Source organism: Paenibacillus arenosi, assembly GCF_014841135.1.
In the GTDB taxonomy this organism is placed as follows: domain Bacteria; phylum Bacillota; class Bacilli; order Paenibacillales; family Paenibacillaceae; genus Paenibacillus_B; species Paenibacillus_B arenosi.
In genome coordinates this window covers 514175-526310 of the sequence record NZ_JACYTN010000002.1, presented here as the reverse complement: position 1 = coordinate 526310, position 12136 = coordinate 514175, and the positions used below count along the sequence as shown (strand labels likewise).

10 protein-coding genes are annotated in these 12136 nt (G+C 42.5%); all 10 read left to right on the top strand.

Going from position 1 to position 12136, the window contains the following annotated elements; translation table 11 throughout:
- The first annotated feature begins 30 nt into the window (after positions 1–30).
- The 10 genes from nagZ (at position 31) to mntR (ending at position 12055) form a co-directional block, all read left to right on the top strand.
- Positions 31–1671, top strand: a complete 1641-nt coding sequence (nagZ, locus tag IFO66_RS05535; RefSeq protein ID WP_192024145.1) for a beta-N-acetylhexosaminidase — start codon at positions 31–33, stop codon at positions 1669–1671.
- 295 nt (positions 1672–1966) lie between these two features.
- Complete coding sequence (locus IFO66_RS05530; RefSeq protein ID WP_192024144.1) at positions 1967–4237, top strand: copper amine oxidase N-terminal domain-containing protein; 2271 nt, start codon at positions 1967–1969, stop codon at positions 4235–4237.
- Positions 4238–4428: 191 nt separating this feature from the next.
- Positions 4429–4860 carry a Fur family transcriptional regulator gene (locus IFO66_RS05525; protein WP_028596125.1) on the top strand — a complete coding sequence of 144 codons (432 nt, stop codon included), beginning with the start codon at positions 4429–4431 and terminating at the stop codon, positions 4858–4860.
- Positions 4861–4865: 5 nt separating this feature from the next.
- Positions 4866–5198, top strand: coding sequence for a membrane protein insertion efficiency factor YidD (gene yidD / locus IFO66_RS05520; protein ID WP_192024143.1), 333 nt, complete (start codon positions 4866–4868; stop codon positions 5196–5198).
- Positions 5199–5689: 491 nt separating this feature from the next.
- Positions 5690–7690: a methionine--tRNA ligase gene (gene metG / locus IFO66_RS05515; protein ID WP_192024142.1), complete on the top strand. Its 2001-nt coding sequence runs from the start codon at positions 5690–5692 to the stop codon at positions 7688–7690.
- Positions 7691–7965: 275 nt separating this feature from the next.
- Positions 7966–8967 (top strand): metal ABC transporter substrate-binding protein, encoded by a 1002-nt coding sequence (locus IFO66_RS05510; protein WP_192024141.1) that lies wholly within the window; start codon positions 7966–7968, stop codon positions 8965–8967.
- An 83-nt stretch (positions 8968–9050) separates the two neighbouring features.
- A complete protein-coding gene (locus tag IFO66_RS05505) occupies positions 9051–9797 on the top strand; it encodes a metal ABC transporter ATP-binding protein (protein WP_192024140.1) in 747 nt (248 codons plus the stop codon).
- A gap of 40 nt (positions 9798–9837) precedes the next feature.
- Entirely contained in the window at positions 9838–10641 is an 804-nt protein-coding gene (locus IFO66_RS05500; RefSeq protein ID WP_192024282.1) for a metal ABC transporter permease, read from the top strand.
- Between the two features lie 47 nt (positions 10642–10688).
- Entirely contained in the window at positions 10689–11405 is a 717-nt protein-coding gene (locus IFO66_RS05495) for a cytochrome c biogenesis CcdA family protein (protein ID WP_192024139.1), read from the top strand.
- Between the two features lie 224 nt (positions 11406–11629).
- On the top strand, positions 11630–12055 hold the full coding sequence (gene mntR / locus IFO66_RS05490) for a transcriptional regulator MntR (protein WP_028596119.1): 426 nt from the start codon (positions 11630–11632) through the stop codon (positions 12053–12055).
- The last annotated feature ends 81 nt before the right edge of the window (positions 12056–12136 follow it).

Genomic DNA, 12136 nt, shown 5'->3' with positions numbered 1-12136 from the left:
ATATATTATTTCATAAGGATGGGATTCATTATGAATATTAGTGAACTAACGCTGGAACAAAAAATCGGTCAAATGGTCATGTGTGGATTTAAAGGATTAGAAGTTGACGAAGACATTACGACATTAATTGAGAAGCATCATCTTGGGGGTATTATTTATTTCCGTCGTAATTTAGATAACAAAGTGCAGACTTGCAAGTTGTCACGTGATTTGCAATTAATTTCAAAGAAGCAGACGGAAATTCCACTCTTTATCTGTATTGATCAAGAAGGTGGAATGGTAGCTCGTATAGACTGGGATGATGTTACATTAATTCCTGGAAATATGGCTGTAGGTGCAACGCGCGATGCACAGCTGGCATATGATGCAGCTCGTATTTGCGGTGAAGAGTTGCTGAAGATGGGTATTAATATGAACTTTGCTCCAAGTGTTGATATTAACAACAATGCAAAAAATCCAGTAATTGGGGTGCGTTCGTACGGTGAACGTCCTGATTTGGTTTCACAACTTGGTAATGCTCAAATTCGTGGTCTTCAGGATGCGAATGTATCTGCTACAGCGAAGCATTTCCCTGGACATGGAGATACTGCTGTTGATTCGCACCATGGGTTAGCTTCTGTAGCTCATGACGAAGAACGGTTGACGAATTTGGAACTGGTACCTTTTGTGCAAGCGATCTCTGCAGGTGTTGACCTGATTATGACAGCGCATGTTATGTTCCCTGCATTTGAACCTGAAGAGCGTCCAGCTACTGTATCACGTCGCGTATTGACTGACTTGCTGCGTAATAGATTGCAATACCAAGGTATTATTGTAACGGATTGTTTGGAAATGAAAGCTATATCTGATGTGTATGGTGTTGCTGAGGGTGCAGTTATGTCAGTTGAGGCGGGAGCAGACGTTGTACTAGTTAGCCATAGATTCGCTGAACAGACAGCAGCTTTTGAAGCGCTTGTTGCTGCTGCTCGTGCTGGCCGCATTTCCGAAGCTCAAATTAACGCATCTGTAGAACGTATCCTTCAATTGAAGCAGCGTCGTCAAATGGACATATTGCCTGAAGTGACAGCTGACTTTGCTGAACAGTTTGCTACCGATGCTGCGAAGGCAGTTGTAGAGCAAATTTGTGAAAAGAGTATTACCCTTATTAAGGATGAAGGATTGCTGCCACTTCAATCTGAATTGAAGACGTTAGTTATTTGGCCGGAAGTACGTGAGCATACAGAGGTTGATGAGCCAATTGTGCAAAAGTACACAGTTGCTACAGGATTGGAACCATACCTTGGCGATGTTACCGAGTATCGAATTGGAACACAACCAGATGCCGATGCAGTTGCTGCGGCGATCCAATTCGCTGCCGACTATGAGCAAATTGTTATCGTTACGTATAATGCGGTATCCCAGCTTCATGCTGGGCAAGTTGAGATTGTAAATCAACTAGCGAATAGCCATGAACGGGTTATTGTAGCGTCGTCTCGCAATCCTTACGACTTGAATCAGTTTGACTCTGTGAAAACGTACTTGTGTTGCTACGAGAATCGTCCTGCATCGATGACGGCATTGGCAGAAGTGCTAGTTGGTCGTAAACAGGCGGAAGGCAAACTTCCTGTTACTATTAATGCTGACTATCCTTACGGATATGGATTAAACGATAGCAAGCAACCGATAGCTTAGTCGAATTTTTAGTCATACTGTTGAGGCCCGCATGACTGATGACATGCGGGCCTTTTTATGTGTGATTATTTTGCATAGGTGTAAAAAAGTGCTAGGTTAATAGACGTGATTCAGGTATAATAGTAGGCGTTGTTCTGTCAATAAAGGTAGAATGTGTCTTTAGACAAATGAGCATATTTATAGAAACTTTTCTATTCTTCGTGACGTCTATTACTATGTCTCCTTGAACAAGATGATCGGTCCAACGACGTTACGAGAGCAGACGAGGATTACTTTAGGAGTTAGGAGCGAAGGAATGAGTCATTTTAGATGGAAACGCACAATTGCTATGGCTTTAGTAGCGCTACAATGTGCTGCTGTGATTCCAGTAGCAAGTGCATTAGAGCAGAGAGAGATGAATGATACTACACAAGTTCAAACGTTTGAGTCGCAATCTGTAGATGGCTACCAATCGTCAATGGATGGACAAGACTCAAATGGTATGGAGCAAACGGGCAACAATGAAACTACTGAGGGCGGGGCAACGAATGGAGAAGCTGTAGACCCTAATGTCGACGGTTCTACAGACGCAGGTCAGCCTTCTGACGGAACAAGCGGTGATCCTAATGCAACGGATGGTTCAACGATTGAAAATCCGGGCACAACAGAACCGAAATCTGTCGAGCATAATATAGATACAACGATATATGGTTCAGATGTACTCGTTATTTTGGCTAATAGCAACGTCATGGTGCATAATAATGTGACCCATTATTCTAAAGAGCCAATTACGGTTAAAAAAGGTGTATCTTATATTTCTGTTCGTGGTTTAGTTGATCGTTTTGGCTTTCAGCTAGACTTCGATAATACAACGAAAGAAACGATTATTAAGCAGGGAGATCGCGAGCTGCGATATAAATCGAATTCAGATTTCTATCAAGTCAATGGCGAGTTGACCAAGATGAGCGGTGCTTCCTACTTGCAGAAAAATACGTTTATGGTCCCATTAACATCTGCCCTACAGGCTATGCAAATGAAATACAAGTGGGAGCAACATACTAAGCGTATTATTGTGCAAATGTCAGCTGCACCTGTAGCTAAGTTCAAAGTAAAACCTGAACATATTTTTGCAGGCCAGACAGAAGTTGTGGTTGAGAATCAATCCTTCCATCCGCGTGGTTTACAAATTATTGATTATGAGTGGACAGGACTAGAATCGTTCTATTCTGACGCAGGCCAGTATGTGATTTCACTCCGTGTGCTCGATGAAAAAGGAGTATGGAGTGAGCCGTACAGCGTTACTATTAACGTACAACCGCCTAATATGCCACCGGTTGTAGACTTTACAACGAATAAGAGTCAGTACAAGATGGGTGAACTGATCGAGTATTCGAATGAAAGTTATGATGATGAAGATGCGATCGATAAGGTAGAATGGACAAACAATAAGCAAGCGTTCTTTACCCCTGGGGAGCATCAGGTGACGTTGAAAGTAACAGACAAGCATGGATTATCAGCAGAAATAACGAAGTCTGTTACCATTACAAATGAAACCTTGTATACATTTGAGGAGTTCAATAAGATATATACGCAAGTCGGTCATGTATATCCACTTGATGGATCATCTATTCTTGGAATGAAGGAAATATTGCCACAATTGCGCCATGGTCAGCGTACATTGTATCGTTCGAATAGCCCTGAATCCATCGTACAAGATGGTATCCTTTATAAAGACCACATTGCAGGTGGAACTCGTATTCTACTCCATCATAAAAATGCGAAGTCTACTGATATCAAATTGTATGTTGTCGTTAAGAACGTTTCCGATGAAGATGCAGTCGTTCGAGTGGAGCGTGCGGGTACAGCAGGCCCGAGTCTACATCCTCAGCAGACAGGTAAAGCGGCAGCGCAGCGCTACTTCCAGTCGTTCCGTGAGCACGGCATTATCTCAGAGCAGACTTTGAAGCCTAAACAATCTGCACTTCTAATGCCTGAGATGAGCAGTAGAGCGATTAAGCCGCAGCAAGTATTCACGATGTATGCTGATTTCTTGGGAGACAATAACTTGGAATATAAAATTATTGCTCTAGATGCAAGTAAGGATATTTGGAAAGAGCTACCTAACTTGCAAATTCTCCCGTCAGATGGTACGCATATTCGTGGATCATTCAATAATGCAGACCGTACACTGACCGTCTCTGAATTAGTGGGAGAGGAATCTTCTCGTATTGTAATTGGAGACAACAAATCGGATAAAAAAATTGGCGGCTGGGATACAACTTCCAATAAAGATGTGGACAATGCAGGTAACTATGGAGTATTGTATCGTGTCGTGTTGGATCGTGTTGCTCCAAACACACTTATTGGTGTTAACGCCCGCGGTGGTCAGTACTCTGGCTCTATCTTGGTTAACGGACAGGAAGTTGGACTACCAATCAATGGTATTTTGAAAAATAAAGATGAAGCAACTCCGATATACCGTACTGGTGATCGTGAAGAGAAGGTCGAAATTTGGTTCACGCCAGCTGCGGCAAGTAATATGCCAGTGAATATATTTATGACACAGCTTCCTCCGAAGCGTACGTAAGGATACTAGTGAACCATTGTCAATGTAGCATACGATTATGTAAGAATATCAACTTTTTTTGGCATTAGGCCTTATAGATGTTTTTATCGCTATTGTTTATGTACGTTGAAAGACGCTGCAGTTTGCAGCGTCTTTCTTGCCGTTTGACAAGGTGTCAACCTTAACGCATTATAAAGATAGGGGGGACGAAGATGCTGAAGACTGAGCAAATGCTGCAAAAGATGTCGAGCCAAGGTTTACGGATTACAGAGCAGCGCCGCACATTAGCTACGCTCTTTGCTGAGACGGAAGGTTATTTGACACCGAAAGATGTATATGAATATATGGGACAACAATATTCAGGACTTAGCTTTGATACGGTATATCGCAATTTGCGTGTCATGCATGAATTAGGTGTACTGGAACAAGTTATATTTGAGGAAGGTATGAAATTTAAGGCGCATTGTTCGGCCAGTCACCATCATCACCATATGATTTGCTTGCAATGTGAGAAGACATATCCTATTCACTATTGCCCGATGCCTGCTTTAACGGATGTACCCGAGCGTTTTCAAGTTGTGAAGCATAAGTTCGAGGTGTTTGGGTATTGTGAGACTTGTCAATACAAAGAAGAGCAGGTGTAATAAGAATGAAACAAGCTAAGAGGTGGACTGCGGTTACACTAAAGGCTCCGATTCATTTCTATCGTCGCTTTCTCTCGCCGTTGAAGCCGCCTAGCTGTAGATTCTATCCGACGTGCTCGCAATACGCATTAGAAGCAATCGATGTACATGGTGCTGCGAAAGGATCATGGTTGGCAGTGAAGCGAATAGCTTGTTGTCATCCGTTTCATCCTGGTGGTTATGATCCTGTACCGCCTCGGCATAAAAATGAGAAATTGGGTTTATCTGAGCAAGTGGCTGAGTCTGAACATTCCCAAGATTCTGGGCATTCTAATTCATCCAGAGCTAATACGAACTAAAGTAGGCCAACATGGAATGGATGATAATTGACAGTGGACGCCGTTCAAGATATATTGAGTAATAATGTGTTCATTTGCAAATGTGAATATGTATATCCAATGCTGATGATGAGATGAGTACACTGTTGTGCTATTGCAGAGAGCCGGGAATTGCTGTGAGCCGGTATAGCTACACGATGGAAGATGGTCTCGGAGGTTCTGGAAGTGAGCAGGTATTCGCTCTTATGTTTATACATACAGTAGTGAAGACAAGTTAGCTTTCAGTGAGTCATTCCCATTACCGAATGCTGAGCTGCTGCATGCAGCGACAATGAAGCTGGCTAGTCCTACAAGCAAATGTTTGTAACGGATGCGTCAGAAATTTGGGTGGTACCACGTGAGGTTAACTCTCGTCCCAAGCGGATGGGGGTTTTTTTGTGTCCGCATAAGGTACATGCTTGTTGTGTGTTCTAACTTATATAGATATAGATGTAATTCAAGGAGGAAGTAATATGTCTAAACCTAGCAATACGTTCTACATCACTACACCTATTTATTATCCAAGTGATAAGCTGCACATTGGTCATGCTTATACAACAGTTGCAGGGGATGCGATGGCACGTTATAAGCGTCTCCGCGGCTTTGATGTGCGTTACTTGACTGGTACTGATGAGCATGGGCAAAAAATTGAACGTAAAGCAGCTGAAGCGGGAAAAACGCCTCAACAGTTTGTCGATGACATCGTCTCAGGCATCAAGGATCTGTGGAAAAAGCTTGATATTTCTTATGATGACTTTATTCGCACAACAGAAGATCGTCATAAAGTAGTTGTGCAGCAAATTTTTGATCAGCTTGTTGCTCAAGATGATATTTATAAGGGAACGTACGAAGGTTGGTATTGTACGCCTTGTGAATCGTTCTTTACTGAGCGTCAGCTAACAGATGGCAATTGCCCTGACTGTGGTCGTTCCGTTGAATTGGTGAAAGAGGAAAGTTATTTCTTCCGTATGAGCAAATACGCGGATCAACTGTTAGAGTACTATGAGAATCACGCTGATTTTATTCAGCCGGAATCTCGCAAAAATGAAATGATAAACAACTTCATCAAGCCAGGGCTTGAGGATCTTGCTGTATCTCGCACCTCGTTTGAATGGGGTGTAAAAGTAAAAGGTGACCCGAAGCACGTTGTTTATGTATGGATCGATGCGTTGTCCAACTATATTTCAGCGCTTGGATATGGTTCGGAAAATGCAGAATTGTATGAGCGTTATTGGCCAGCAGATGTGCATTTGGTAGGTAAAGAGATTATCCGTTTCCATACAATTTATTGGCCGATTATGCTAATGGCGTTGAAGCTTCCACTGCCTAAGAAAGTATTCGGTCATGGTTGGCTGCTTATGAAAGACGGTAAAATGTCCAAGTCTAAAGGCAATGTTGTTGACCCAGTCGTATTGATTGATCGCTACGGCTTGGATGCACTTCGTTATTATTTGCTTCGTGAAGTTCCATTCGGTTCGGATGGCAGCTTTACTCCTGAAAGCTTCGTAGAGCGCGTAAACTTTGATTTGGCTAACGATCTTGGTAACTTGCTAAATCGTACGGTTGCTATGATCAATAAGTATTTCGATGGTGTTATTCCATCCTACGAAGGAAAAGTTACTGCTTACGATGAGAGCTTGGAATTGTTTGCTGTTCAAACGGTTGATCGTTACGAAGAGGCAATGGAAAAGATGGAATTCTCAGTTGCATTGACGGCACTGTGGCAATTTGTAAGTCGTTCCAACAAGTATATCGATGAAACACAGCCTTGGACGCTTGCTAAGGATGAAGCGAAGCGTGCTGAGTTGGCTTCTGTTATGAATCACTTGGCAGAGAGCTTGAGAATCGTTTCAACGATGTTGCAACCGTTCTTGACGCAAACTCCAGCACGTATTTGGTCTCAGTTAGGTATTGATCAAGCATATGCGACATGGGAGCAGCTGCGTACATTCGGCGTCATTCCTACGGGTACGAAAGTAGAGAAGGGTGATCCGATCTTCCCTCGTTTGGAAGTGGAAGTAGAAGTAGCAGCCATTGCTGAAAGCATGAGTGGCGGTGTCAAGCAAGCAGAGGCTGCTAAGTCCGAACCTGCGGCACAGGCAGCAGATGCTCAAAAAGAAAACAAAGCTGTTGAAGCGGTAGAATTGAAAGAGGAAATTAGCATTGATGACTTTGCGAAGGTAGAGCTTCGTGTTGCACAAGTAAAGCATGCAGAGCCGGTACCTAAGGCGGATAAGCTTCTTCGCTTGGAGCTAGATCTTGGATTCGAGGAGCGTCAAGTTGTTTCTGGAATTGCCCAATACTATCGTCCTGAGGAGCTAATCGGGCGCAAAGTCATTGTTGTGACTAACTTGAAGCCAGTGAAGCTGCGCGGTGTCCTATCTCAAGGGATGGTACTAGCTGCATCTCATGAAGGTCAGTTAACGCTTGCTACGGTTCCCGATTCGATGCCAAATGGTGCAGTTGTAAAATAAGTTTGATTGAACAAACCATATAAAGAACCTCTGTGTTCTCTTCCGATTCGAAGAGAGACAGAGGTTCTTCTATTTTCAAATAAATGGGCATACTACGATATGCGTCTATAGCTGTAAGCAACAATCCTTCTTAATAGACATCATTTTTGGTTGACACATGTTAGGTAGGTGTCTATAATCTTAATAGTAATCATTACGAAAAAGAGCGAGCTACATTTTTGCTTGTTTATAAAGATGAAAGCTAACAGGTTATTTGGAGAGAGGAAGTTGTTCAGATGAAAAGAAGCAAGACTTGGTTGTCCATTCTGCTAGGAGCTATCATTATGTTGACAACTGCCTGCGGTAATTCGGCAGCAGTACAAATAGAGGAAGGAAAAGTGAACGTTGTTACGAGTTTCTATCCTCTCTATTATATGGCTAAAGAGATCGGCGGAGAGCATGTTAATGTGGTGAACTTAATCCCTTCTGGGGTAGAGCCTCATGACTGGACACCGAAAAGTGTAGATCTTCAAAACGTTTCCAAAGCGCAAATTATGCTGTATCAAGGCGCAGGATTCGAAGGCTGGATCGAAGATTTTAAAAATGGATTGGATAACAATTCTAAGGTGAAGCTAATTGAAGCAAGCAAAGGGGTTACGTTAATCGAGGGGACTAATGCTGAGGAAGAGTCAGGTCATGAACATGGTCATGATCATGGGCACAATGAAGAAGCAGAGCACCATCACGAGAATGAAGTAGGACACAGTCATGAAGGTGGAGTTGATCCTCATACATGGGTGAGTCCGAAGTCAGCTATCGTAATGGCGGAGAATGTAAAACAAGCACTTATTGATGCAGATAGCAGCAACAAATCCTATTATGAAGAGCGTCATAAACAACTTCATGATAAGCTTGTTGCATTAGATAAGCAATATGCTGATTCAATCAAACAAACTAGCAAAAAAGATATAGTCGTTTCTCACCATGCTTTTGGATATTTAGCACGTGATTATGGAATCCATCAGCATGCAATTATGGGTATATCGCCTAGCGCTGAGCCGCGGGCGCAAGACATTTTGCGTTTGAAGCAGCTTGTAGAGGAAAAGCAAATTAAATACATTTTCTTCGAGGAGCTTGTATCGGATACATTGGCGAAGACGCTGGCTAGTGAGGCGAATGTTGAAACGCTAGTGCTGAGTCCGCTAGAAGGATTAACAAAAGAGCAGGAAGCCGCAGGAGAAAATTATTTAACGCTGATGGAACGCAATCTTCAGCATTTACTCAAGGCACTGCAATAATAACTGGAAATGAATCGATCAAGGTGAATGATACGTATGTTATCATTCACCTTACATCGTTCGGATTAAGGAAGTGAAATGAGATGAGTGACAATCGTGCCTGTCATAATCAGGTCGTTACGCTAGATCAGCTTGGCTTTAAGTATGAGGATCAACATGTATTTCAAGATGTAAGCTTTGAAATTTATGAACGAGACTTTGTTGGTGTCATTGGTTCAAATGGTGCAGGAAAGACCACATTGATGCGCTTGATGGTTGGATTGTTAAAGCCGGCTGCCGGGGAGGTACGCTTATTTAATACCCCGATCCAGCAGTTCAAAGCTTGGGAGCGTATCGGGTATGTGCCGCAGAAAAATAATTTTAATCCGTTGTTTCCAGCAACGGTTATGGAAGTTGTTGAATCAGGTGTATTTAGCCGTAGTAAAATATTCCGTCGTCTGTCGCAAGCTGATCGTACTAAAATTGAAGATGCCATGAAAGTAATGCGGATCGAGAATTTGGCGAACAAGCGAATTGGTCAACTGTCAGGTGGCCAGCAACAGCGTGTCTTTCTTGCGCGTGCTATGGTAAATAAACCAGAGTTACTTATTTTGGATGAGCCTACAGTAGGAATCGATGCTGAGACTCAGCGTGATTTCTTTAATTTGCTGCAGCATTTACACGAGCATCACAACATGACAATTATTATGGTATCTCATGATATGGAGATGGTGAATGCATGGCTCGGAAGTGAACCTGTGCATCGCAGCGGCAAGTTTAGTTTTTATCGTAAGCATTCGCACGAGCAGGTGTGTCAGGAAGAAGACTTCGTACATGGTGTGTTCGTCTAAGTAAGAAGTTCTCGTTAGGAGTAGGAGACTAACTATGTTAATGGATTTAGTATCATCTCAATTTTTTCAACGAGCTCTAATCGGTGGGCTCTTAATAGGAATTACAGCTCCCTTAATGGGAATGTTCCTTGTATTGCGTAGATTGTCTATGATCGGGGATACGCTCGCACATGTAACGATCGCTGGTGTTGCATTAGGCTTCTTAATTAATGTGTATCCACTTGCAGTAGGCCTTATTTTTGCGTTAATTGGTTCAATAGCGGTGGAAAAGCTGCGTAAATCGTATAAGACATATGCGGAATTGTCCATTGCGGTCATTATGTCGGGTGGAGTGGCTCTAGCTTCATTATTTTTTACACTTGGAATGAGCTTTAATGCCAACGTGTCAAGCTATTTCTTTGGCAGCATATATACGCTTGCTCCTGTGGATTTGTATGTGATCGGTGGTGTCACCGTGATCGTAATTGGTTTTATGCTAGTCTTTTATAAAGAAATGTTCTTGCTTACTTTTGATGAAGATGCAGCTGCGGTAAATGGACTTCCTGTGCGTTGGCTAAATATAGCGATGACAGTTCTTACAGCTCTCGTTATTAGCGCAGCGATCAAAATTGTTGGCGCACTGCTCGTATCGGCTTTACTTACCATTCCGGTAGCTATCAGCTTACTGATGGCTCGCAGTTTCAAAAGGGCAATTATCGTATCCGTGTTTATCTCGGAAATAGCTGTTGTTGCAGGGTTACTCGTTGCAGGTGTTTGGAATTTGGCGCCTGGCGCGACGATTGTTTTGCTGCTAATCCTTGTCCTAATTGTGACAATGCTTGTACGTAAAGGAGTAAAGGTATAAACTGGATAGAGTAGTTCACATCATGTTTGAATTGTGGAGGCATATGCATGACGATTTCCATTGGCATTGCATTTTTAGCGGGGATAGCTTCGTTCTTTTCTCCATGCTGTTTGCCACTCTATCCATCGTACTTATCTCTCATTACAGGCATGTCTGTACAGCAATTAAAAGAGGAGCAATCGAAGCGGGAAGTACGTAAGAAAATATTGCTCCATACCTTATTCTTTATCCTAGGATTTAGCGTTGTATTCTACACGTTAGGATTGGTAGCGGGCGTATTCGGTTCGATACTTGTCCAATATCGTGAGCTGGTGCGTCAAGTCGCGGCTATTTTTATTATCGTGATGGGTTTAATGTTATTGGGGATTTTTCAACCCCAGCTGTTAATGAAAGAACGTAAATGGAACGTTGCTGGCAAACGTGGCAGTTATGGCGGTTCATTCTTATTCGGTATCGGCTTTTCGGCAGGATGGTCACCGTGCGTTGGACCTATACTTGGAGCCATACTTGGTTTGGCGGCACAAGATCCAGGCTCTTGGTTCTGGTTGTCGACCGTTTATGCCATTGGGTTTGCACTGCCGTTCTTCGTACTTGGCTTTTTCATTAGTTCAACACGTTGGCTTGTGAAATATTCAGGTGTACTTATGAAGGTTGGCGGAGTGCTAATGATTGTGATGGGGATATTGTTGTTTACAGATCAAATGGCGAGAATGAACGCTTGGCTGCAAGGGGTAACACCCGACTGGCTGTACAATTTAATGTAATTTGAATATCGGTAGCTGCAAGCTCGTTTTTATAGCATGCAGCTACTGCTATTTTGCTGGTGTAGCCAATTATATTTACATAGACTTGTACGTCATGAGGATTAAAAGGTAAATGCTAGCAGTGGTTGGTGGTTCAACTAAGGTTGAACTTACAGGGCAAACCATGTAAACTAGAAGAGCCTTTGTGGCAGAAGATGATGTTGAAGTGGAAAAGAGGGAAAATGATGCCAACACCCAGTATGGAAGATTATTTGGAGCGCATCTACAAATTAATCGATGAAAAAGGATATGCTCGTGTCTCGGATATTGCGGAAGGTCTAGAAGTACATCCTTCATCAGTAACGAAGATGATTCAAAAGCTGGATAAGGATCAGTACTTAATATATGAAAAGTACCGTGGCTTGGTACTTACTAGTAAGGGTAAGAAAATTGGCAAACGGTTGGTGGATAGACACCAGTTGCTGGAGGATTTTCTTACTACGATAGGTGTACAAGAAGACCTTATTTATCAAGATGTAGAAGGCATCGAGCATCATCTAAGTTGGAACTCCATTACTTGTATCGAAGCGTTAGTTGCATACTTCAATCAAGACCCTACTCGTGTAGCGGATTTGCGCCGAATACAGAGTGAATTAGATAATGATTCTTAAAGCATCTGTTTCTACCGAAACAGATGCTTTATTTTTGGCGTCTAAGTATATATAAGTTTGTATTTTATGAAATGGGAGAGT